Source organism: Actinomadura sp. NAK00032 (assembly GCF_013364275.1).
Taxonomy (GTDB): Bacteria; Actinomycetota; Actinomycetes; order Streptosporangiales; family Streptosporangiaceae; genus Spirillospora.
Window position 1 is genome coordinate 6,412,356 of record NZ_CP054932.1, and the last position, 23,552, is coordinate 6,435,907.

At 72.5% G+C, this 23,552-nt stretch carries 17 protein-coding genes; 9 read left to right on the forward strand and 8 right to left on the reverse strand.

Annotated features, from left to right (window positions below; genetic code table 11):
- Positions 1–40 precede the first annotated feature (40 nt).
- The 4 genes from HUT06_RS29280 to HUT06_RS29295 form a co-directional block, all read right to left on the reverse strand.
- Positions 41–1,711 (reverse strand): NAD(P)/FAD-dependent oxidoreductase, encoded by a 1,671-nt coding sequence (locus HUT06_RS29280; protein ID WP_217711505.1) that lies wholly within the window; start codon positions 1,709–1,711, stop codon positions 41–43.
- A 59-nt stretch (positions 1,712–1,770) separates the two neighbouring features.
- A complete protein-coding gene (locus tag HUT06_RS29285) occupies positions 1,771–3,015 on the reverse strand; it encodes a cation:proton antiporter (protein WP_217711506.1) in 1,245 nt (414 codons plus the stop codon).
- A gap of 91 nt (positions 3,016–3,106) precedes the next feature.
- Positions 3,107–4,381 carry an NAD(P)/FAD-dependent oxidoreductase gene (locus tag HUT06_RS29290; protein ID WP_176198657.1) on the reverse strand — a complete coding sequence of 425 codons (1,275 nt, stop codon included), beginning with the start codon at positions 4,379–4,381 and terminating at the stop codon, positions 3,107–3,109.
- Between the two features lie 321 nt (positions 4,382–4,702).
- Positions 4,703–6,694: a BTAD domain-containing putative transcriptional regulator gene (locus tag HUT06_RS29295; RefSeq protein WP_176198658.1), complete on the reverse strand. Its 1,992-nt coding sequence runs from the start codon at positions 6,692–6,694 to the stop codon at positions 4,703–4,705.
- Positions 6,695–7,017: 323 nt separating this feature from the next.
- Between HUT06_RS29295 and accD the strand changes: the two genes are divergently transcribed.
- Genes accD through HUT06_RS29310 form a run of 3 tightly spaced genes read left to right on the forward strand, consistent with a single transcriptional unit; the run spans position 7,018 to position 10,722 of the window.
- A complete protein-coding gene (accD, locus tag HUT06_RS29300; RefSeq protein ID WP_176198659.1) occupies positions 7,018–8,802 on the forward strand; it encodes an acetyl-CoA carboxylase, carboxyltransferase subunit beta in 1,785 nt (594 codons plus the stop codon).
- Entirely contained in the window at positions 8,802–9,353 is a 552-nt protein-coding gene (locus HUT06_RS29305) for an acetyl-CoA carboxylase biotin carboxyl carrier protein subunit (RefSeq protein WP_176198660.1), read from the forward strand. Before accD ends, HUT06_RS29305 begins: the two co-directional genes overlap by 1 nt.
- Positions 9,354–9,357: 4 nt before the next feature.
- A complete protein-coding gene (locus HUT06_RS29310; protein WP_176198661.1) occupies positions 9,358–10,722 on the forward strand; it encodes an acetyl/propionyl/methylcrotonyl-CoA carboxylase subunit alpha in 1,365 nt (454 codons plus the stop codon).
- Between the two features lie 71 nt (positions 10,723–10,793).
- On the opposite strand, the gene HUT06_RS29315 is transcribed toward HUT06_RS29310, so the two are convergent.
- From HUT06_RS29315 to HUT06_RS29325, 3 genes are all read right to left on the reverse strand, one after another.
- Complete coding sequence (locus tag HUT06_RS29315) at positions 10,794–12,185, reverse strand: NDP-hexose 2,3-dehydratase family protein (RefSeq protein ID WP_176198662.1); 1,392 nt, start codon at positions 12,183–12,185, stop codon at positions 10,794–10,796.
- A 173-nt stretch (positions 12,186–12,358) separates the two neighbouring features.
- Complete coding sequence (locus tag HUT06_RS29320; protein ID WP_176198663.1) at positions 12,359–13,741, reverse strand: hypothetical protein; 1,383 nt, start codon at positions 13,739–13,741, stop codon at positions 12,359–12,361.
- Positions 13,742–13,920: 179 nt separating this feature from the next.
- Positions 13,921–14,736: a helix-turn-helix domain-containing protein gene (locus tag HUT06_RS29325; RefSeq protein WP_176198664.1), complete on the reverse strand. Its 816-nt coding sequence runs from the start codon at positions 14,734–14,736 to the stop codon at positions 13,921–13,923.
- Positions 14,737–15,247: 511 nt separating this feature from the next.
- Here HUT06_RS29325 and HUT06_RS44855 point away from each other — a divergent pair.
- The 3 genes from HUT06_RS44855 to rfbA are packed head-to-tail and all read left to right on the forward strand — an operon-like array spanning position 15,248 to position 17,822.
- The gene (locus HUT06_RS44855; RefSeq protein WP_176198665.1) at positions 15,248–15,484 is read left to right on the forward strand and encodes a DUF5988 family protein; all 237 of its coding nucleotides are present in this window, start codon (positions 15,248–15,250) and stop codon (positions 15,482–15,484) included.
- Positions 15,481–16,941, forward strand: a complete 1,461-nt coding sequence (locus HUT06_RS29335; RefSeq protein ID WP_176198666.1) for an NDP-hexose 2,3-dehydratase family protein — start codon at positions 15,481–15,483, stop codon at positions 16,939–16,941. The genes HUT06_RS44855 and HUT06_RS29335 overlap by 4 nt, the downstream gene beginning before the upstream one ends.
- A complete protein-coding gene (rfbA, locus tag HUT06_RS29340; protein ID WP_176198667.1) occupies positions 16,938–17,822 on the forward strand; it encodes a glucose-1-phosphate thymidylyltransferase RfbA in 885 nt (294 codons plus the stop codon). The genes HUT06_RS29335 and rfbA overlap by 4 nt, the downstream gene beginning before the upstream one ends.
- A 74-nt stretch (positions 17,823–17,896) precedes the next feature.
- Here the strand turns inward: rfbA and HUT06_RS29345 are convergent, their stop codons facing one another.
- The gene (locus tag HUT06_RS29345; RefSeq protein WP_176198668.1) at positions 17,897–18,745 is read right to left on the reverse strand and encodes an AfsR/SARP family transcriptional regulator; all 849 of its coding nucleotides are present in this window, start codon (positions 18,743–18,745) and stop codon (positions 17,897–17,899) included.
- A gap of 305 nt (positions 18,746–19,050) precedes the next feature.
- On the opposite strand from HUT06_RS29345, the gene HUT06_RS29350 reads away from it, so the two are divergent.
- The 3 genes from HUT06_RS29350 (at position 19,051) to HUT06_RS29360 (ending at position 23,384) form a co-directional block, all read left to right on the forward strand.
- Positions 19,051–19,908 carry a cyclopropane-fatty-acyl-phospholipid synthase family protein gene (locus HUT06_RS29350; protein WP_176198669.1) on the forward strand — a complete coding sequence of 286 codons (858 nt, stop codon included), beginning with the start codon at positions 19,051–19,053 and terminating at the stop codon, positions 19,906–19,908.
- A gap of 189 nt (positions 19,909–20,097) precedes the next feature.
- Entirely contained in the window at positions 20,098–21,300 is a 1,203-nt protein-coding gene (locus HUT06_RS29355) for a thiolase family protein (protein ID WP_176198670.1), read from the forward strand.
- The gene (locus tag HUT06_RS29360) at positions 21,297–23,384 is read left to right on the forward strand and encodes a 3-hydroxyacyl-CoA dehydrogenase NAD-binding domain-containing protein (protein WP_176198671.1); all 2,088 of its coding nucleotides are present in this window, start codon (positions 21,297–21,299) and stop codon (positions 23,382–23,384) included. Before HUT06_RS29355 ends, HUT06_RS29360 begins: the two co-directional genes overlap by 4 nt.
- Positions 23,385–23,552 lie beyond the last annotated feature (168 nt).

Sequence of the window (23,552 nt, forward strand, 5' to 3'; positions counted from 1 at the left end):
TGCCTTCTCGTGCTGTTGCGGGGGGTGTGGGCGGTCGGCGCTACTCGCGGAAGCGCATGCGGACGAGGCCCTTGCTGGCGCGGATCATGCGCGGTCCCATCTCGGGAGGGGCCTGCCTGCGGCACCAGACGGCGTTCTTCGCCATCTTCAGCGGGGTCATGTTGAAGCAGCGGGTGTCGCGCTCGCCGAGCCGGAACGCGGGGGCGATGTAGTCGGCGTCCTTGATGTGGCGGAGGATCCGCGCGGCGGCGGCGTCCGCGGTCACCGTGCCCTCCCGCACCGACTCGCACAGTTCGCGGGTGGCGATCCCCAGCTCGTTGAACCCGGCGCTGACCGGCAGCGGCGAGCCCGGGTGCTTGCTGTTCTCCAGTTCCAGGAAGACCGACTCGTCACCGGTCTTGGCGAACCGGTAGTAGGCGTCCTCGAGCATGACGTTGCCGAGCATCGTGCCGAGCATCCAGGTGCGGCACGCCGCGTTCCACAGCTCGTAGTCGCCGAAGCCGACGAACGAGCTGAAGACGAGGTCGTCGTGGAAGTCGAAGAGCCCCTGCTGCAGCGCCTCCAGGTACCCGAACCGCTCCAGCGACCAGTTCCCGTCCCGGGAGGCCGCGATCAGGCGCCAGCCGAGGGCGTTGACGAGTTCGAGGGTGTTGGTGAGGCCGCGGGAGTACAGGGCGTCGATGAACCCCGCCGCGTGGGAGGTGAGGCAGTACCGCTCCCCCACCACCTGCTTGGCCGAGTACTGCAGCCGGCCCGTGGAGACCCAGGGCCGGACGGCCTTGGCCTCCTTGAACTGGTGCGCGATCTGCGGGAACCGTTCCAGGAAGGCGTTGAACTCCTGTTCCGGGGGGACGCCGTCGTCCTTGGGATGGACCCTCGGGTCGAAGGTCAACCCGACGCTGCAGAGCTTGTTGATGGCCCCCGGGTGGTTGTCGAACGGGATCACCCAGAGCCAGCCGCCGTCGAAGACGTGGTGCAGTGTGCCGTTGTGCCACGGGTTCGGCTGGTCGTGGCGCTTGGCCGCGGGCGCGTCGTCGAACGGCGTCACCCCGATCATGTGGGTGAAGATCGTGCGGGTGTGGGTGCGCGCCCTGGTGGGGGTCTCCCGCAGCTCGAACTTCTCCGCCAGCGGCGAGCGGAAGCCGCTGCCGTCGACCACGTACGAGGCGCGGAACTCCTCGCCCCGCGCGCCCCGGAGCACCGCCCCGGAGTCCGGGTCGATCTCGATGTCCTCGATCCTGGTGTTCAGGCGGGGGGTCGCGCCGTACTTGACCGCCACCTGGAACAGGTAGGCGTCGATGTCCTGCCGGAACAGGTGGGTCTCGGTCCGCAGGGCCGCCGGGACGACCAGCTGGTTGATCTCCTCCGGGTTCTGCGCCCGCCCTTCCCGGTGGTAGACGAACCCGAAGTTCTGCTTCCTGCCGCAGTTGGCCGAGACGCGCCGCGTGATGCCCTTGAAGCTCGACAGCGGCATGATCTCCGGCACCCGGTAGCGGTCGGCGATGAGCCGGGTCATGCCGGAGGTGTAGGGAATGGTCGACTCGCCCACGGCGAACCGCGGATGCACGCCCGCGTCGAGCAGCAGCACGCTGACGCCGTTGCGGGCCAGGACGGCGCCGAGCATGCCGCCCGCCATGCCGCTGCCCAGGATCGCCACGTCGAAATGTTCGGCACGCCGGTGCGCGCTGGTGTTCGGCTGCACTTGTCTCACCCTTCGCTTCTTGGGCCGGAGGCGACCCGTCCGTTCTCTGTGGCGGCGGCGTGCCCGCTTCAGGGCGGCACCGCGGTCCGTCCCGTCGGCTCGCGGGCGCCCGCGCCCGCCGCGGGCTCGTCCGCCCGCCCGCGGAGGGTCAGCGCCAGGAGGGGCCCGGTCATCAGCGTCGTCAGCAGCGTCATGACGACCATCAGCGAGTAGAGCGCGTCGTCCAGCAGGCCGAGCTCCAGGCCGACGCCGAGGACGACCGGCCCGGTGAGCCCCCGCGTGTTCATCAGCGCGGCGATCGCGGCCGAGGGCCGCGCCGGCATCCCCTGGGTGCGCAGCCCCAGGTAGGTCCCACCGACCTTGCCCGCCACGGCCACGGCCATGATCAGGCACAGCAGCCAGAGGTCGGAGACGTCCAGCGAGGCCAGGTCGATGCGCAGGCCGGCCACCACGAAGTACACCGGCAGCAGCACCGCGGTGAGCTGGCCGAGGCGGTCCTCGACGTCGGCCCGCAGGGCTGGACCACCGCCCCGCGGCATGATCAGCCCGAACAGGAACGCACCCATGATCAGGTGCATCCCCATGGCCTGGGTCGCGACGGCCGACAGCAGCGTGCCGCTGAGGAGCACCGCGAAGGTCCACGGGGTCAGTGGTCCGCCCGCCCTGCCGCCCTCCAGGAACCTGCGCAGCAGCGGCCTGACGACGAGGAAGAGCAGGGCCGCGTAGCAGACGAACAGACCCGCCCGCCACAGCGCCGCCGCGCCGCCCACCATGGCCTGGACGGCCGCGAGCGCCACCCACGCCGCGACGTCGACGATCGCGGCCACCGCCAGCGCCAGGCCTCCCAGCGGCGTGGCGAACAGCCCGCGGTCCTCCAGGATCCTGGCGAGCACCGGGAAGGCCGTCACCGAGACGGCCAGCCCGGCGAACACCACGAACGCGGCCGAGGGGCTCCCCTCCACGGGGTGCACCCGCAGCAGGTGGAACCCCAGGCCGACCCCGAGGGCGAAGGGGACGAGGGTCGCCCCGACGATCGCGCCGGCGGCCGTCCGCCCCCGGCCCCGCAGCGAGCCCGTGTCCACCTCGAGGCCGACGGCGAACATGAACAGCGCGAGGCCGAGGTCCGCGATCCCGGCGAGCACCGACTGGACCTCCGCCGGGAACAGCGCCCGGGAGAGCCCGTCGCTCAGCAGCGTGGGGCCGAGCAGGATGCCCGCGATGATCTCGCCGACCACCGCGGGCTGCCCCACGCGCGTCGCCAGCGCCCCGAGCCCGCGGGCGAGCACGAGGATCAACGCGAGATCCGCGAACAACAGCTGCACCTGATGGCTGGTCACTGGCGGACGGCCCCACTCACTTCTGCTCGAACGGGCGGCTGCGCACGGGCACCGGCTGGGCGGACGATCAGGACGCGGCCTCCACCGCGCCTTCGGCGAGCAGGTCGTCCAGCTGGATCTGGAACATCTCGTGCTTGCCGCTCAGCCCGGAGACCAGCTGCACGAAGTCCTTGGACGGCTCGTTCTTCTTCTCCGGGTCGACGAGCTCCTGGGCGAGGCTGTAGTAGAACTCCTCGTACTTCGTGCGGTCGTAGAACCGCTCGACGAAGGTCCTGATCTCGTCGAAGAAGGAGCGGTAGGCGCCGGCGTACCGGTCCAGCGCGGCGCCCTCGATCTCGGGGTGGTCCAGGACCGGGCCGAGGATCTTCGCCAGCGTGCTGGCGGCCAGCGTCGCCAGCGCGACGCCGGTCGAGAAGAGCGGGTCGACGAACGCCGCCGAGTCGCCCACGAGCACCCAGCCGTCGCCGTGGAAGGTGTGGGAGGTGTACGACCAGTCGCGGGCGCTCCGGAAGCCGCCGGACTGGCGGGCGTCGCGCAGCAGGTGCTTGAGCTTGGTCGTGCGCTCCCGCTGCTCGGCGAACAGCTCCTGCAGCGACTGGTCGGTCTTGCCGGCGTGCTCGGCGCGCGTCACGTAGCCGACGCTCTGCCGGTCCTTGTCGATGGGGATGGCCCAGAACCAGCCCTCGTCCAGGCCCTCGATGAGGATGTTCGTCCACTCGTCGCCAGGCAGCCGGTCGCAGCCGTCGAAGTAGGTCCAGACGGCAACGTTGCGGAGCTCGTCGTGCCAGGTGATCTCGGAGAAGCGCCGGCTGAGGACGCGGGCCTGCCCGGAGGCGTCCACCACCATGGAGGCGCGCGCCTCGTGGACCTGCTTCTCGCCCTGGACCGTGTAGCGCACGCCGGTGACGCGGCCGGAGTCGTCCAGGATGGGCTCCTTGACCGTCGCCTCCTCCAGGACGTAGGCGCCCAGCTCGCGGGCCCGGTCGAGGATCAGCGTGTCGAAGTCCGCGCGGCGGGTGTGGTAGGAGTACGCGTACGGGCCGCCCTTGATGAACGAGAAGTTCCACGGGACCTGGTCGTTGCCCCACACGAGCGTCCCGCCGTACTTGCGCTCGAAGCCGCGGGCGTCCATGCGCTCGGTGAGCCCGAGCTCCTCCATGGGCCCCATGACCGCGGGGATGAGGGACTCTCCGATGTGGTAGCGCGGGAAGCGCTCCCGGTCGAGGATGAGGACCCGGCGCCCGTTCTTGGCGAGCAGGCCGGCGGTGGTGGCGCCGGCGGGGCCGCCGCCGATCACCACGACGTCGAATTGGTCAGGAATCCCGAAGAGATTGGACGACATGCCGACCTTCCACTAATCCGGATACGGCTTGATCGAACCATCCGCGAGCCCCGGTTCCGAGGACCGGACCGATCGATACCATGCCATTCTGCCCCGTCGGCACTAGAGAAAGTCTGCACGCCCGCTGGACACCCTCTAAGCACAAATGACCCGCAATATGGGAGATGACATAAAGGCGGCGGGGCACAACAGTGAAAGCGTCACCCATCCGGGCGCGCCGCGCCCGCCGGCCGCCGCGATCCGGCGCCGAAGGCGGGCTGAGCAGGGGTTAGGAGCGGTCGGCGGACCGCCGGCCACGGCACGGAAAAGCCTGGCGGACGGCTAGATCCGGGCCGCCGGGTGGTCAATGTCGAGAATGCTCTCGGCGCCGCCGAAGAAGCCATTCCTGGCCCGTTGGTAGCGGAGCACCCTGCGCAGCGCCTCATTTCGGCGGCGTTCCGGTTCCTGCCGCGAGCACTCGGCGGCGTACGTGCCGATCAGCGTATGGAAACGGTAGTTGTCGCGGCCTTCGGCGTCCAGTAGATGGTTGTCGGCGAGGTTCTCCAGCACCCGCCGGGCGGAGCCCCACGGCAGCCCGGCCAGCGCCGCGGCCTCGGACACGCAGAACACGGGCGCGCCGTACGCGCCCAGCAGCCGGAACATGCGGGCGGGCTCGGCGTCCAGCGCCCGGTACGAGGCCCCGAAGACCGACCGCAGCGTCGCCTCGGGGTCGTTCTCCACCGCGAGCCGGTCGAGCCTGCTGTTCTTCGGGGTGTAGCGCTCGACCAGTTCGGCGAACCGCATCCGGGGGTGGGCGGTGAGCTGCTCGGCGGCGAGCCGCAGGGCGAGCGGGAGGTGCCCGCACATCTCGGCGATGCGGACCGTGTCCTCGCGCTGCCCGTCCACCCGCTCCGCGCCGATCAGGTAGGTGAGCAGGCTGATCGACTCGTCCAGCTCCAGCGGGGCCACCTCGACGCGGTGCGCCCCGTCCCGCGCCACGAAGCCGCTCTGCCGCCGCCTGCTGGTGATCAGGACGCAGGCGGGCCCGCCGGGGACCAGGGGCCGCAGCTGCTCGGGTTCGAGCGCGTCGTCGAGGACGATCAGCACCCGCCGGTCGTGCAGGAGGCTCCGGTACAGCGCCGTGCGCCCCTCCAGCTCGGCGGGCACGTGCCTGCGGCTCACCCCGAGGCTGAGCAGCAGCGAGCCGAGCGCCTCCGCGGCGTCCAGCGGGCGGCGCCCCGGGCTGAAGCCGCCGAGGTCGATGAACAGCTGGCCGTCCGGGAACCGGTCGATGAACTCGTGCCCGACCGTGAGGGCCAGCGCGGTCTTGCCGCTCCCGGCGACCCCGTCGATCACCACCAGCGGCGGCTTGTTCCCGGGCTGGGCCATCCCCTCGTCGATGATCGCCCGCAGCGCGCCGAGCTCCGCCGTCCGGCCGGTGAACCCGCGGGCCTTCGGGGGGAGCTGCGCCGGGCGCAGCGCCACGAACTCGCCGAGGCCGCCGTCCCGCGGCCCCGGCCGTCCGAGCGCCGGCGCCCCGCCCGCCACCGGCGCGAGCAGCTCCGGGCTGCCCGCGAGGATCTGCTCGTGCAGCGTGCGCAGGTCGGGCCCCGGCTCGATGCCGAGCTCCTGGATGAGCAGTTCCCGCGTCTCGCGGTACACCTCCAGCGCCCGCGCCTGCCTGCCGCACCGGTACAGCGCCAGCATGAGCAGCCAGCGCAGCCGCTCCCGGAGCGGGTGCTTGGCGACGGACGCGGTCAGCACCGCCGCGAGCTCGGGGTGCCGGCCCACCTCCAGCATCAGCCCGGCCCATTCCTCGGTCGCCGTCATCCGCAGCTCGAACAGGTGGGCGCGCTCGGTCTCGGCGAACGGGCCGGGGACGCTCGTGTACGCCTCCCCCCGCCACAGGCCGAGCGCCGCGTCGAACTCGCGGAGCGCCGCCGCGGGCAGCCCGCCCGCCAGCGACCGGCGGGCGTCCGCCAGCAGCTCCATGAACCGCTCGACGTCGATGTTCTCCGGCGGGACGCACAGGCTGTAGCCGCCGCCCGTGGAGACCAGCACCTCGCCCGTGTCCCGCCGGCCGCGCCTGGGCTCCAGCACCTTGCGCAGGCCGGCGATGTAGGTGTGGACGCTGTTGCTGGCGGTCGCCGGGACCGTGTCGCCCCAGACGGCGTCGATGATCTCCTCGATCTCCACGACCTCGTTCACCCGGCCGGCCAGCAGGCCCAGCACGGCCCGCTGCTTGGGCGGCCCGGGCGTCACCTCGGTCTCGTCCCGCCAGACCCGCATCCGGCCGAGCAGCTCCAGCCGCACCGATCGCTCCGCCTCTGGCATGGTCGATCACCTCCGAAGTCGGGTCTGAGCACGGGATGAGCACGCCGGCGCCGCTGAGAACGCGCACCTGGACCCACCGCTGCGGACCCAGCCAGCCTCCGCGTCGGCACGCCCGCTGTCACCGCCCAGATTGCGCTCGGTCAAGACCCGGTGCCAGGACGGCACGTCAGAGGGCATGGGCGGGTCCGGGCCGGGGCGCGGAGCAATCTAAGCGGTGACAGGGGTTCCGGAGGATCCGAGCATGGGCTTGGCGGCGACGCCGGAGAGACGGGACGCCGCCGAGCCGTGTCGGCTCGCAGGCCCGACGAGGAAGAGGTTCGGCCGTGGCCCTTGCCCAGAGAGCCTCGGGTTCCGGCCGGGCGGACTGGATCGTCTGCCGCCGCTGCCGGACCCTCAGCCATGCCCGGCAGGTCGCACGCCGCCTGGGGGTGTGCCCCGAGTGCGGGCGGCACGCCCCGCTGAGCGCCGCGGACCGGGTGGAGCAGCTGCTGGATCCGGGGAGCGCCGTCCGCTTCGGCCCCCCGGTCGGCACCGCCGACCCGCTCGGCTTCCGCGACAGCAGGCCCTACCCGGACCGGCTCCGGGAGGCCCGCGCGGCCACCGGCCTGGACGAGGCCGCCATCTGCGTGCGCGGGACGATCGACGGCCACCCGGTGGTCGCCGCCGTCATGGACTTCCGGTTCATGGGCGGCAGCCTCGGCGCGGGGGTGGGCGACCGGATCTGCCTCGCCGCCGAGACGGCGTGCGCCGAGCGGGTGCCGCTGCTCCTCGTCACCGCGTCCGGCGGCGCGCGGATGCAGGAGGGGGCGATCTCCCTCATGCAGCTCGCCCGGACCAGCGCGGCGCTGGCCATGCTCGACGAGGCGGGGGTCCTCACCCTGTCGCTGATCACCGACCCGACGTACGGCGGCGTCGCCGCGTCCTACGCCACGCTCGCCGACGTCATCATCGCCGAGCCCGGCGCCCGGCTGGGCTTCGCCGGTCCGCGCGTCATCGCGCAGACCATCCGGCAGACCCTGCCGCCGGGTTTCCAGACCGCCGAGCACCTGCTCGAACACGGCGGCGTCGACATCGTCGCGCCGCGCGCCGAGCTGCGCGGGACGCTGTCGCGGGTGCTGGCCGCCGGACGGGCCGCCGCTCCCCCGGCGGACGGCTCCGGCCCGGTCCCGCACCCGGCGTCCGCCCCGTCGTCCGGTGCGCCCGGCGAGCCCGGCGCGCCGGCCCTCGTCACCGACTTCGGCCTGCTCCCGGAGCGCCCGCCCTGGGAGACCGTCCGCCGCGCCCGTTCGCTGAAGCGCCCGACGCTGCGGGACCTGCTGCCCCACCTGGTGGCCGACTTCGAGGAACTGCACGGCGACCGGCTCTCCGACGACTGCTCCGCCATCGTCGGCGGCGTGGGGGTGTTCGAGGGCCGGGCCGTGCTGGTGGTCGGCAACCAGAAGGGGCACACCCCGCAGGAGCTCGCCCGGAACGACTTCGGCATGTCCTCGCCCGCCGGCTACCGCAAGGCGGCGCGGCTGATGCGGCTCGCCGGCAAGCTGGGGCTGCCGGTGCTCACGTTCGTCGACACGCCCGGCGCCCATCCCGGCGTCGAGGCCGAGGAGCGGCACCAGGCGGCGGCGATAGCGGCCAACCTGCGGCTGATGGCCCGGCTCCCGGTGCCGATCGTCACCGTGATCACCGGCGAGGGCGGCAGCGGCGGCGCCCTGGCGCTGGCCGTCGCCGACCGCGTGCTCATGCTGGCCGACGCCGTCTACTCCGTCATCAGCCCGGAGGGCTGCGCCGCGATCCTCTGGCAGGATCCCGCCGCCGCGCCCGAGGCGGCGGCGGCGCTGCGGCTCGACGCCCGCGAACTGCTGCGGCTCGGCGTGGTGGACGCGGTCGTCCCCGAGCCCGCGGGCGGCGTCGAGGACGCGCCCCGGGCCACCGCCGCGCGCATCGGCGAGGCGGTGCGCGCGACCCTGCGGGAGCTGGCGGACCGGCCGCCCGGCCGCCTGCTCGCCGAACGGCTGGCCCGGTACCGGCGGTTCGCGATGCCGCCGCCCGCCGCTCCCGCCGCCCGTTCGATCCCCCCTGCCGCGCCGGCAGATCCCGAAGAGAGGCACTGATGACGCTTACCGCGGACGCCGTCGCCCAGCGCGACCGAGACCGCAGCTCGGCGAGCGGAACCGACCTGATCGAGCTGATCGAGGCCGTCCGGGACAACGCCGCGCGGCTGCTGTCGGGAGTCCCCCATCCGCCCGCGTCGCTGCGGCTGCGCGCCGGCGCCGTGGCGGTGGAGCTGGAATGGCCGCCGGACGGTGCGGGCCGCACGGCCCCGGCGGCGCCCGGCGGCGCGGCCGGCGCCATGGCCGCCGCGCCGGCGGCGGCCGAGGACGGGCGGTTCCCGATCCTCGCCCCGTCGGTCGGCGTCTTCTACCAGGCGCCCGAACCGGACGCCGCGCCCTTCGTGAGCGTGGGCGACACCGTCGCCGCCGGGCAGCAGGTCGGCATCGTCGAGGTGATGAAGCTGATGCTCCCCGTGGAGGCCGACCGCGCGGGCCGGGTGGTCGAGATCGTGGCCGGCGACGGCGCCGAGATCGAGTACGGCGAGCCGCTCCTGGTCCTCACCGACGCCGCCCGCACAGACGCCGTCCTCACCGACGCCGCCGGGGGCTGACCCCGTGTTCTCGACCGTGCTCATCGCGAACCGGGGCGAGATCGCGCTCCGGGTGGCGCGGACCTGCCGCGAGCTCGGGCTGCGGGTGGTCGCCGTGCACTCCACCGAGGACCGGGACTCGGCCGTGGTGCGGCTGGCCGACGAGAGCGTGCAGATCGGCCCCGCCTCCGCCCGGCGCAGCTACCTGAACATCCCCGCGCTCATCGAGGCGGCCCGGCGCACCGGCGCCGATGCGCTCCACCCCGGGTACGGGTTCCTCTCCGAGGACGCCGACCTGGCCGCGGTGTGCGCGGAGAACGGCATCACCTTCGTCGGTTCGCCCGCGCCGGTGCTGGAGGTCTTCGGCGACAAGATCGCCGCACGCGCCCTGATGGCCGAGGCGGGCCTGCCGCTGCTGCCCGGCTCGGCGGCGCCGCTGGAGAGTGTGGCGGCGGCGCGGGCGGCGGCGGACGCGATCGGGTACCCGGTGATCCTCAAGGCCGCGGCCGGGGGCGGCGGGAACGCGATGGCGGTCGTGCGCGAGGCCGCGGACCTGCCGGCCGCCTGGCGGCGGATCCGGGCCGACGCGCAGGCGCTGTTCGGCGACGACCGCGTCTACCTCGAACGCCACCTCGGCTCGGCCCGCCACGTCGAGGTGCAGCTGCTCTGCGACGCGCACGGCAACGTCCTGCCCCTCGGGACCCGTGACTGCTCGGTCCAGCGCCGCCGCCAGAAGCTCATCGAGGAGGCCCCCGCCCCGCGGCTGCCCGGCGGGCTCGCCGAGCGCATGTCCGAGGCGGCGGTGGCCGGCGCGCGGGCGGCGGGCTGCGTCGGCGCGGCGACGTTCGAGTTCCTGGTCTCGCCCGACGGCTCGTTCGCCTACCTGGAGACCAACTGCCGCATCCAGGTCGAGCACCCGGTGACCGAGATGGTCACCGGCGTGGACATCGTCGCGGAGCAGTTCCGGATCGCGGCCGGCCGGGAACTCGCGCTCGGCCCGGAGGACGTGGAGCCCCGCGGCGCCGCCATCGAGTGCCGGATCAACGCCGAGGACCCCGACCGGGGCTTCGCGCCCGCGCCGGGCCTGCTCACCGAGTTCCGGCTCCCGGGCGGCCCCTTCGTCCGCGCCGACACGCACGGCTTCCCCGGGTACCGGGTTCCGGCCGCCTACGACTCGCTGCTGGCCAAGCTCGTCGTCTGGGCGCCCGACCGCGACCGGGCGCTGCGCCGGATGGCCGCCGTGCTCGGCGAATGCCGGATCTCCGGCCCCGGAGTGCGCACCACCGCCGGCTTCCTGGAGCGGCTGATCGCCGATCCGCGCTTCCAGGACGCGGAACACGACACCTCCCTCGCGCTCGCGCCTCCCCCGGATCCGCGCCCGGTTCATTAGAGCAGGCGGCCGCACACGCAATGCGAGGCGCGCCGGGCGGTGGCCGCCCGGCGCGCCCTTCGCGGGGGGGGTCAGTCCGAGACGCACATGGACTGCAGGCAGCAGAGCAGGTTCCGGGACTGCTGGTTGAGGTAGTGGCTGTGCCGGTTCAGCTCCGCGAGCTGGCCGACCGTCACCCAGCGGAAGTCGCCGTAGCCGTCGCCCGAGCCCTCCAGCTCCAGATCGGTCTCCATGATGACGTAGCGGCTGCTGGCGGCCTGGAAGATGTCCGCCTGGTCGGTCACCTTGGTCTCGAAGTGGATCTGCGCCGGGTCGGCCTCCTTCAGCTCCTTGAGGAAGCGCGGGTAGGCGTCGGGCGGCAGCTCGTCGTAGAAGGACGGGACGCACTGCAGGCTCGGGCCGAGCTCGGCGACGTCCACGTAGCCGCCCTCGAAGACGGAGTTGACCAGGACGTGCAGGACCCCGCCGATGTTCCTGACGAGGAAGACCACCAGGCCGTCCGCCGCGGTGCGGATCATCGGCTGGGTCCAGCGGTCGCCGCCGAGGTCGATGTCCGCGCCGACGATCTCGAAGAACTGGAACTGCCGGTGGGTGAGGCGCCCCTCGGAGACGTGCCACATGCCAGCGTCCTTGAGGTGGATGCGCTCGACGTTCATGTCGCCGTAGGTGCGCGCCCGGCTGAGCCAGCTGAGGATCTCGGTCGTGCCGTGCCGCGCCGGGGCGCCGGGCTCGCAGGAACGCAGCAGCGCCGACCGGAAGCCCGCGCCGGCGTCGCCTCCCGCGTCGCCGGTCGCCGCCCCCGCCGCGCCCAGGACGGAGAAGGGCAGGCACGACAGCACCGAGCACGCGCTGGTGTTCACGGTGTCGCCCTCGGCGAGCAGGGCGTAGACCTGCCGGAGCGGCAGCCAGCGGTAGCCGTCGAGGACCTCGACGTCCTCCTCGACCTCGACGATCACGTTCCGGTTGCGCTTGCGGAAGAACCACGACCCCTGCTCGGACTGCCGGACGTCCGCGATGATCCGGCGGTCGCCGGGGTCGGTGAAGTAGGCCAGGTACGGGACCTCCCGGTCCCGGTTGCTCCAGGTCGCCTGGACCGTCGGGCCGAGCTGCGCCCCGGCGGCGTTGCCCGGTTCCACCTTCGCCTGCATCAGCACGTGCGGGACCCCGCCGAGGTCCTTCATCAGGATCCCCAGGGTGCCCATGTCCGGCTGGACGATGATCGGGTAGTTGGTGTGCGAGATGGAGCCGTGCACGGTGGCGTGCTTCTCCATTGCCTCGACGGTGAAGAATCCGCCGTCGCGAGGGGAGATGGCCCCGGTCGCGGGGTCCGCCCCCCAGCCGTCGAGCGCGTCGAGCGCGACCTCCTTCACCCGCACCGGGATCCGCTCGGCGGTCGCCGCCAGCCACGCGCGGACGTCCTCGTCGGTCACCTGGTCTGCGGGCGCTGGCGCTGTGCTCTCCACTGCGAATTCCTTTCCAGGGCTCTTCCGACGGCTCGTCCGGTCGTTGTCGAACGACGTATCCTCAGCCTAGAAAGGCGCCTTCTCCGGGTCATCTCCCAAATTGCCGCGCGCCTTTTCCGGAATGGCGGGGACCGCCCGCAGCGGCACGCGCCGCGCCGGGGCGGGGGCGCCGCTCAGCGGACCGGGACGTCGGCGCCGCGCGCCGGGGCGGACCGCAGCGCCGGCGAGCGCCGGGCCGCCCGCAGCGACCGGACCATCGTCGCCGGACGCATGATCGCGCTGGGCCTGGCCAGCAGGTGCTGCACTTCCAGCATCACCAGGTGCGCGGGCACGGACACGTGGCTGGCCAGCATGACGCGGCGCACGTAGCGGTTGAGCAGCGCGGTCCCGAACGGCCGGGGACCGACCGTCTCGGGGAACATGAAGTCGCTCGCCGTCGACAGCTGCCACGGCGTGTCGATCGTCTTTCCGCAGGCCCGGTAGTACCGGCGCGCCATCTCCGCGGTCGGGGCGCCGAACCGGTCCAGGCACCGGCCCAATTCCTCCGCCTCCAGGGTCGCCACGGTCATTCCCTGGCCGTAGAGGGGATTGAAACTGCAGATCGCGTCGCCGAGCGCCACGTAGCCGGCGGGCAGGCGCCGCAGCCGCTCGAAGTAGCGGCGGCGCGCGGCGGGGTAGGTGAAGCGGTGCGCGTCCCGGTCGTCCACCGGCTCGGACCTGGCCAGCAGGTCGGCCATGTGCGGGTCCGGCAGGCCCGCCGCGAACGCCGCGAACCCCTCCGGGTCGACGGGCGCGTGCGCGCGGTGCCAGCCGCCGAGGGTGACCATCCACCGGTCGCCCTCGATGGCGAACGCCGCGGCGGCGCGCTTGTCCCCCGGCGGGACGCACGACATCAGGAAGAGGAGGCCGCCGTCCGCGCCGAGGGCGTCGTCCGGGCCGCGCCGCAGCAGCCGCGTGGTGTACCCGACGTCGATCTTGACCGTCGTGACCTCGGGGGCGGGGCACTCCAGGTCCGCGAGCCACCGCTCGCTCCGCGTCGCGCTCCGCCCGGTCGCGTCGACCACGAGGTCCGCCGGGATCCGGTCCCCGTCGTCGAGCGCGACGCCCGTCACCCGGCCGGCGACGCCGAGCAGCCCGCCGACCGCGGTGCGGTCCCGGATCTCGACGTTGGGCAGGTCCGCCACGCGCCGGCGGACCGACATCTCCAGGTAGGCGCGGCTGAGGCTGATCCCGAGCATCCCGCTGCGGAACCGCGTCCGGAGCGCGCCCATCTGGTAGAAGAGCAGGTCGTGCCCCGGGTCGAACGGGACGGCTCCGCCGTCGATCAGCTCCGCGGTCAGGCCCGGGAACAGCTCCTCCAGCTTCATCCGCCCGCTGATGAGCAGCGCGTGCGCGTGCCCGCCCTGCGGCACCCCGCGGCGCGTGCGGGGCGCGGCGGGCAACGTGTCGCGGTCGATGACGGTGACCCGCTCGAACCTGTCGGACAGCACGCGGGCGGCCGCCAGGCCGCCGATCGAGCCGCCGACGACAACCGCGTGTTCACCGACTGGGCGCACGGCCCCTCCTCGCCTCGGTTCCAGTTCGCGCTGGACCGGCTCGTCCTCGTCCAGGGCGCCTCCGGGGGTCCCGGACGTCCCGCCGCCGTCCACCGCCCCCATGAGGATTCTTGAGCGCGCGGGAGCGGGTGTCTTCTCCCTCGTTGCGCGACTGCGGACCGGTTCCCGCCGCCGCGCCGTCACGAGGGCTGCCGGGCCGCGGCGGCGTCCGCGGCGGGGCCGCGGCAGGCGAGCCCGTGCACGCCCATCGAGCGGGAGAAGTCGCTCCTGGCCAGCGGCCCCCGCCGGACGCGGTCGGGCAGCGGCCCCACGCAGTGCGGGATGCTCCCCTCCGGCAGCCTCTCGAGATCGAGTTCGACCGGCACGGCGGCGCCGGGAACGACGTGGACCGGGCCGAGGATGGCCGCCAGCACCGGCGTGCGGCCGCTGTCCCCGTGCGTCTTGACGGTGATCATCCACCGGCCCGGAGAGACATGGGCGATGTGCGATGTGCCGTCCGGGTCCTCGACGACGCAGGGCTGCACCGGTCCGCCGAGGACGAGCGAGGTCGGCACGGCCCGCACGACGAAGTCCCTGGCCGGGGAGAGCGCCGTGGAGCGGAGCGAGACCAGGATCGAACCGTGCGTGCAGGGCAGGTCGCCGTGGTCGCCGGCGAAGCCGTCGGCGCCGTTGCCGAGCCGGGCGGCGCGCCGGTACCGTCCCGGCGAGATTCCCACCGTCCGGGTGAATCGCGATGTGAATGTGCCGAGACTCGCACATCCGACCTGCACCGCGATATCGGCGACACTCTCCTCCGTACAGAGCAGTTTCTGCCGCGCGACTTCCAGTCTCACTCCGCAGAGAAAACGCGTTGGCGGGTAACCGGTCTCCCGGCAGAACAGCCGCGATAAATACCCGGGAGTGAGACTGACCGCGGCGGCCAGCTCCTCCAGTGTGAGGTCCTCGTGATATCGCGCACGCATCAGTTCGACGACATCGCCGATCTCCTGCCGCACCAGGCCCCCTTGGTGTCGCATCGTGAAGATCCCCAGTGAAAGCCGAACCGAGTGGAACGGTCAAGTGCCACCGCCTCGGCATCGAGACGGCCTGTAGACCGACATAAGAGCGGACATCCGGCCGGCCACCCCAGGGTGGCCCAATTCTTAATGAGATTCAATGATTCCGGTTTCGGATGCCCCTATCTCGACATAAGCTCTTCACCGAAACGAGATAGGGAAGAGATGCCTTTCCAATGATCACCACACCCCCTGGGACCTGCGGAAAAGCCGACGAAGCGACCGCGTCGGCGCATCGTATTCCGATACGATCACGAGCACTCGCAAGGCGTTCCGCGAAACGAAGGCAATTTTGGAGATGTCCGGTGGCCCGGTTGACCACACAATGGTTCGCAGAGGGTCCATCAGTGGGCCGTTGAGATGGTCCGCAGGAACCGTCGCAACGTCGCGCTGACGCAGATCCAACGGGAAATACGCAGGCACGAGCAGTCCCGATTGGAGCGGAACTCCGATGGACAGAACGGATCGGCTCACCTCCCATGGCGACACCGTCGAGGCAGTGCTCATCGGCGGGCCGGCCGACATCCCCCAGGTCGCGCGGACCGTGCGGACCCCGGCGGCGGAGACCAAGATCAAGGTCCTGCACCGCAACGGTTACGAGCACTTCGAGATCGTGCGCGAGCCGCGGATCGATCCCTCCCGTCCGGTGGCCTTCCACTGGACCATGCGAACAAAGATCGCCGAGTGACGGCCACGCGCCGGCCGGCGCCCTCCCTCCTCCCCCGCCGCGACGGCGCCTCCGTCCAGCGGCGGCTGGCCGTCTCCGCGCTGGCCGCCGGGCGCGCCGGCACGCCGGCCTGGCTGGCGGGGTGCGCCGAGCGGTTCCGGATGGCGGTGGAACGGGTCCCGCTGGACGGCATGGCCCAGTGGCGGGAGGACCCGGCGACCGGCACGATCGGCCACGCGAGCGGGCGGTTCTTCACCGTCGAGGGCATGGAGGTGCGGGCCCCCGGACTCCCCGTCGAGTCCTGGAGCCAGCCGGTCATCCACCAGCCGGAGGTGGGGATCCTCGGGATCCTGGCCAAGGAGTTCGACGGCGTCCTGCACCTGCTGATGCAGGCCAAGGCCGAGCCGGGCAACGCGAACGGGCTCCAACTGTCCCCCACCGTGCAGGCGACCCGCAGCAACTACACGCGGGTGCACCAGGGCAGGCCGGTCCCCTACCTCGACTACTTCCGGCACGCCTCGCGGCACAACGTCATCGTGGACGTGCGGCAGTCGGAGCAGGGCTCCTGGTTCTTCCGCAAGCGCAACCGCAACATGGTCGTGGAGACCACCGACGACGTCGAGGTCCTGGACGGCTTCCGCTGGCTGACGCTGGGCCAGGTCCACGCCCTGCTGCACGTCGACGACACCGTCAACATGGACAGCCGCACGGTGCTCGGATGCCTCCCCACCGCCGGCGCCGACCTGACGGCCCTGCTCGACGTCCCCGGCACCGACCCCTTCCACTCCGCCCTGCTCCGCTCGCTCGATCCGGGCGCGGGCTCCCTCCACGCGACCACGGAGGTGCTGAGCTGGATCACCGAGGTCCGGACGATGACGGACATGCGCGCCAGGCTGGTCCCGCTCGGCCAGGTAGCGGGCTGGCGGCGGACCGCCGCGGCCGTCGCCCACGGCAGCGGCCGCTACTTCGAGGTCATCGGGGTGCGGGTCCGCGCGGAGGGGCGCGAGGTCGCGCACTGGTCCCAGCCGATGATCCGGCCGGTGGCGACGGGCGTCATCGCCTTCCTCGTCTGCTCGATCGGCGGCGTCCTCCACGTGCTGATGCGGGCGTCGGCGCAGCCCGGGTTCGTGGACGTGATCGAGCTGGCGCCGACCGTCCAGGCCACGCCGGCGAACCACGCGCACCTCCCCGCGGCGGCGCGCCCCCGGTTCCTGGACGAGGTGCTGCGGGCCCGCCCCGACCGGGTCAGGTTCGACACCGTCCTGTCGGAGGAGGGCGGCCGGTTCTTCCACGCCCGCAACCGGTGCCTCATCGTCGAGACCCGGCCGGACGCCGCCGCGGAGTCGCCCGGATTCCGCTGGCTGGCGCTGCACCAGCTCGGCGACCTCGTGCGGCACGGCCACTACCTCAACGTCGAGGCCCGCAGCCTGCTGGCCTGCATGCAGAGCCTGACACCGGCCGCCGGAGCCCCGCGATGAAGGGCATCATCCTCGCCGGCGGCACCGGATCGCGGCTGCACCCCGCCAGCCTCGCGGTCTCCAAGCAGCTCTTCCCCGTCTGCGGCAAGCCGATGGTCTACTACCCGCTGTCGGTGCTCATGCTCGCCGGCGTGCGGGACATCCTCATCATCTCCACGCCCGTCGACCTGCCGCTGTTCCGGCGCCTGCTCGGCGACGGCTCCCGGCTGGGGCTCCGCATCCGCTACGCCGCGCAGGACGAGCCGCGCGGGCTGGCGGACGCCCTCCTCATCGGCGCGGACCACATCGGCGACGGGCCCGTGGCGCTGGTCCTCGGGGACAACATCTTCCACGGCAACTCGTTCGTGGACCTGCTGACCGACAACAGCGAGGACGTCGACGGGTGCGTGCTGTTCGGCCACCCGGTCAACGACCCCGAGCGCTACGGCGTCCTGGAGACCGACGAGCGGGGCCGGCTGGTCTCGATCGAGGAGAAGCCCGAGCGTCCCCGCTCCAACCATGTGGTCACCGGCCTGTACTTCTACGACGGCGGTGTCGTCGACATCGCCCGCGGGCTGAAGCCGTCCCCGCGCGGAGAGCTGGAGATCACCGACGTCAACCGGGCCTACCTGGAGCGCGGGCGGGCGCGGCTGGTCAACCTCGGCCGGGGATTCGTCTGGTTCGACACCGGGACGCCGGAGGCGCTCTTCCAGGCCGGCCAGTACGTGTGGGCGATCGAAGAGCGCCAGGGCGTGAAGGTGGCGTGCATCGAGGAGATCGCGCTGCGGAAGGGCTTCATCAGCGCCGACGAATGCCATCAGCTCGGGGCCGAACTCGCCGGCTCCGCCTACGGCCAGTACGTCATGGCGATCGCCAAGGAGGGCGTGAAGGTCTGCCCCTGACGGGGAGGGGCCGCGTGACGGGGAGGGGCCACGCCCACGCTCAGGGGCCTCAGGAGCCTCGGCGGTCCCGGCGGTCAGCGTCCCCGCTGGGATCCGTTGGCCAGCGCCGGAGAGCGCCCGAAGTCGGGGAGCGCGAAGTCCTCGGTCCAGAGCACGGGCGAGGACCCGGACGCGGGCGTCAGCATCTCCTGGTGGATGCGCTGCAGCTCGGGCGACGGGTCGAGCCCCAGCTCCTCGTCCAGCAGGGCCCGCAGCTCACCGTAGGCCGCCAGCGCCTCGGCCCTCCGCCCGGCGCGGGCGAGCGTGCCGATGAGCTGCCCGTGGAACCACTCGTGCAGCGGGTACCGGGCCACCAGAGAGCGCAGCTCGCCGATCAGGTCGCGGTCGCGGCCGAGCTGGACGTCGGTCTGGATCCGCAGCTCCAGGGCCCGCATCCGCAGCTCCTGCAGGTGCAGGGCGTGGGTGCCGAGGAGGCTCCCCTGGACGACGTCGGCCAGCGGGGGCCCGGTCCACAGGTCCAGGGCCTGCCGCAGCCGCTGGGAGGCGAGTTCGGGCCGGCCGGCGTCCAGCATCCGGCGCCCCTCCGCCACCTCCGCCTCGAACACGCAGACGTCGAGCTGGCCCGGCTCGATCTGGAGCTGGTAGCCGAACGGCTGGGTGAACAGCAGTTCGCGGCCCGCCGGCGCGAGCCCCTCCTGGTCGATGATCTTCCGGAGCTGGTAGACGTAGGTCTGCACGGTGTTGGAGGCGCGGCGGGGCGGCGCGTCCGCCCAGAGCTCCTCGATGACCGAGTCGACCTGGACGAGCTTGCCGGTCCGCACCAGCAGCAGTGCGAGAACCTGGCGCACCTTCGGCGGAGTGATCGCGCACGTGCGTCCGCCGTTGTTTATCTCCAGACTGCCGAGAAGCTTGAAGCGCACCATCTGCGTCCCCTTCATGGGCGGCGCGGCTGTGACATCTTGGAACACGATCACCCCGCTGGGCCAAGCGTGCACCGCAGCTCAACGTGCTGTCACCGCTCAGATTGCGCGGCCTTCCGCGTTTCGCCCCGGCCGACGCGAGTGCAATTCAGGAGTTGAGGGGCCCGATTCCCGGTGTCACGCTGAGGCTGGCTGCCCGGCTCGCCCCGCGGAGCGGGATCGGCCACCGCCGCCGTTCCATCCGCACGCCTCCTGGTTCTGCGCGCTTGCGTCCCGGGGGCGGCACCTACCGGTAGAGGTGGTCACAGGTGAGTGAGGGAACGTCCGAACGGACCGAGATCCCGGAGCCGAGCGAGGTCGGTCTCTTCTACGACCGGTTCGCGCAGCTCGCGGTGATGGTCGGCCCCGAGGCCAACGCCACCATGCACTTCGGGTACTGGGACTCGCCCGAGGACGCCGCCACCCTGCGCCAGGCGGCCGCGCGGATGACCGAGGTCATGATCGGCAAGGTACGGGTCGGCGCGGGCGAGCGCCTGCTGGACGTCGGCTGCGGCCTCGGCGGCCCCGGCGTGCGCCTCGCCCAGGCCACCGGCGCGGACGTCACCGGTGTGACGGTCAGCCAGGAGCAGGTCAAGCTGGCCAACCGGCTGGCCGCGGACGAGGGGCTCGCCGACCGGGTGCGCTTCGAGCACGCGGACGCCATGCGGCTGCCCTACACGGCGGACTCCTTCGACGCCGCGTGGGCCCTGGAGTCCATCATCCACATGCCGGACCGCGCCCAGGTCCTGGGCGAGATGGCGCGGGTGGTCCGGCCGGGCGGCCGGGTGCTGGTGACCGACATCTTCGAGCGGGCTCCCATCCCGGAGCACAAGAGGGCGCCCGTGGACGCCTACTACCGCGAGACGCTGCTCGGCCCCCCCGTCACCATCGACGAGTACCCCGGGCTGATCCGGAGCGCGGGGCTGCTGGTCGACGAGATCGTCGACATCAGCGAGAACGTGATGGGCAGGACGATGCGCGAGGCGGCGCGGCACAAGCGGCAGGTGTCGCCGGAGATCGAGGAGCTGCACGCCGACGACCCTGCGTACCAGCTGGATCTCGGCGCCCTCGCCGAGGTCTGGGAGCTCGGCTACCTGCTGGTGGTGGCGCACCGCCCCGGCGAGTGAGGGGCGGGCCTCGCTGAGGGGGCGCGTCCGGCGGTGGCGCTCGTCAGTGGTTACTGACGAGTAGTATTGATGGTTACCAGCGAGTAGCATCGCTGTCGCGGGCACTCGTGCCGTCGTCCAGGCAGGGGCGGCACGAGGCTCGACGCCACCGAGACCATCCTTCACCGCCCACCGCAGGGAGGACGACCCGTGCCTCGCACCGCACGCGACGTCGTGTTCGTCGACGGCGTCCGCACCCCGTTCGGCAAGGCCGGCCCCAAGGGGCTGTACGCGCAGACTCGCGCCGACGACATGGTCGTCCGCGCGATCCGCGAGCTGATGCGCCGCAACCCGTCCCTCCCGCCCGAGCGGGTGGACGAGGTCGCGATCGCCGCCACCACCCAGACCGGCGACCAGGGCCTGACCATCGGGCGGTCCGCCGCCGTGCTGGCCGGGCTGCCCAAGAGCGTGCCCGGCTACGCGATCGACCGGATGTGCGCGGGCGCGATGACCGCCGTGACCACCTCCGGCGCCGGGATCTCGTTCGGCTCCTACGACGTCGCCATCGCCGGCGGCGTCGAGCACATGGGCCGGCACCCGATGGGCGAGGGCGTCGACCCGAACCCGCGGTTCCTCGCCGACCGGCTCGTCGACCCGTCCGCCCTGGTCATGGGCTCGACGGCGGAGAACCTGCACGACCGGTTCCCCGGCATCACCAAGGAGCGCGCGGACGCCTACGCCGTGCGCAGCCAGCAGAAGGTCGCCGCCGCCTACGCCGCCGGGAAGATCCAGCCGGACCTCGTGCCCACCGCGGTCCGCTCCGCCGAGAAGGGGTGGGGGCTCGCGACCGAGGACGAGCCGCCGCGCCCCGGCACCACGCTGGACGACCTCGCCAAGCTGAAGACGCCGTTCCGGGTGCACGGCAACGTCACGCCCGGGAACGCCGCCGGGCTGAACGACGGCGCCACCGCGTGCCTGCTCGCCGCCGAGGACGTCGCCCGCGAGCTCGGCCTCACGCCGCGGATGCGCCTGGTCGACTTCTCGTTCGCCGGCGTCGAGCCGGAGGTGATGGGCGTCGGGCCCGTCCCCGCGACCGAGAAGCTCCTCGCCCGCAACGCGCTGACCATGGACGACATCGGCCTCATCGAGATCAACGAGGCGTTCGCCGTCCAGGTGCTGGCGTTCCTGGAGCACTTCAAGATCGCCGACGACGACCCCAGGGTGAACCCGTGGGGCGGCGCGATCGCGCTCGGCCACCCGCTCGCCTCGTCCGGCGTCCGGCTGATGAACCAGCTCGCCCGCCAGTTCGAGGAGCGTACGGACGTCCGCTACGGACTGACCACGATGTGTGTGGGCATGGGCATGGGCGGAACGGTGCTCTGGGAGAACGTGGGCTGGGGGGACGACAAGTGAGCACTCTCGGGGAAGTCTTCGGCGACGAAGTCGTGACGCACGCGCACGTACGGGATGTGACGCTGCCCTACGCGGCGGGCACGCTCGCGCTCATCACACTGGACAACGGCTTCGACCACACCAAGCCCAACACGTTCGGCCCCAACGGCCTCGCCGAGCTGAACGCGGCCATCGACACGATCGCCGGGCGCGACGACATCGCGGCCGTCGGCGTCACCGGCAAGCCGTTCATCTTCGCGGTCGGCGCCGACCTGAAGGGCGTCCCGCTCATCGCGAACCGGGAGGACGCCCGGTCCATCGGCAGGCTGGGGCACGACGTGTTCCGCCGGCTCGGCGAGTTGGACGTCCCGTCGTTCGCCTACTACAACGGCGCGGCGATGGGCGGCGGCGTCGAGATCGGCCTGCACTGCACGTACCGGACGATCTCCGCCGGGGTCCCGGCGTTCGCGCTGCCCGAGGCGTTCCTCGGCCTGGTGCCCGGCTGGGGCGGCACGTACCTGCTGCCGAACCTGATCGGCGCGGAGAAGGCGCTCAAGGTCGTCATCGAGAACCCGCTCGCGCAGAACCGGACGCTGAAGGGCGCGCAGGCGTACGAGCTGGGCATCGCGGACGCCCTCTTCGACGCGGCCGACTTCCTGGAGGAGTCGCTCGCCTGGACGGCCCGCGTCCTCAACGGCGACATCACCGTCACCCGGCCCGAGGTCGACAAGGGCAAGGCGTGGGACGACGCGGTCGCGATGGCCCGCTGGAACGTGGACGGCAAGCTGCACGGCGCCGCCCCGTCCTACACGCGCGCCCTCGACCTCGTCGCCGCCGCCAAGGACCGTACCCGCGACGAGGGCTTCGCCGCCGAGGACGAGGCACTGGCCGACCTCATCATGAGCGACGAGCTGCGCGCCGGCCTGTACGCGTTCGACCTCACCCAGAAGCGTGCGAAGAGGCCCGCCGGGGCACCGGACAAGGCCCTCGCCCGCCCGGTCACCAAGGTCGGCGTCGTCGGCGCGGGCCTGATGGCCTCGCAGCTCGCGCTGCTGTTCGCGCGCCGCCTGGAGGTGCCGGTCGTGCTGACCGACCTCGACCAGGAGCGCCTGGACAAGGGCGTCGGCTACGCGCACGGCGAGATCGACAAGCTGCTCGGCAAGGGCCGCGTCACCCCCGACAAGGCGAACCGCCTCAAGGCGCTCATCACCGGCTCGCTGACCAAGGACGCGTTCGCCGACGCCGACTTCGTCATCGAGGCCGTGTTCGAGGAGATGTCGGTCAAGCAGAAGGTGTTCGCCGAGGTGGAGGAGTACGTCTCCGCCGAGTGCGTCCTCGCGACCAACACCTCCTCGCTGTCGGTCACCGAGATGGCGTCCGGGCTGGCGCACCCCGAGCGGGTCGTCGGCTTCCACTTCTTCAACCCCGTCGCGGTGCTGCCGCTGCTGGAGATCGTCCGGGGCGAGCGGACCGGCGACGCCGCGCTCGCCACCGCGTTCGCGACCGGCAAGGCGCTGAAGAAGTCGTGCGTGCTGGTCGAGGACGCCCCGGCGTTCGTGGTCAACCGCGTCCTGCTGCGGCTGCTCGCCGAGATCGTCAAGGCGGTGGACGAGGGCACCCCGATCGAGGTCGCCGAGCGCGCCGCCGCGCCGCTCGGGCTGCCGATGCCGCCGTTCGTGCTGATGGGGCTGGTCGGCCCGGCGATCGCGCTGCACGTCAACGAGACCCTGCACGGCGCGTTCCCGGACCGGTTCCCGCTGTCGGGCAACCTCGCGACGATGGTCGCGGCCGGCAAGACCGGCGTCTACCGGCCGGACTTCTCCCTCGACCCCGAGGTCGTGGAGATCTTCGCGGGCGGGACGACCCCGTCCACCGAGGAGCAGGTGCTCGACCGGGCGCTGGCCGCACTCGCCGACGAGATCCGCGTGATGCTGGACGAGGGCGTCGTCGCGGCCCCGCAGGACATCGACCTGTGCATGATCCTCGGCGCCGGCTGGCCGTTCCACCTCGGCGGCATCACCCCGTACCTGGACCGGTCGGGCGTCGCCGAGCGGGTGACCGGCCGCCGGTTCCTGGAGCCGGGGGTCGCCTCGCTGCCCGCCTGACCCCGGGCCGCCACCCCGCCGCCCTCTCCCGGAAAGGGGCGTTCCGAGCCGCGTTCGGAACGCCTCTTTCCCGGCATTCCCGCACGTCACGGGCGTGCTCGCGTTTCGGCTGATCATAACCCGCGCACATATGGGCATACGGCCAACGGCCGCACCGGACGCCCGTGC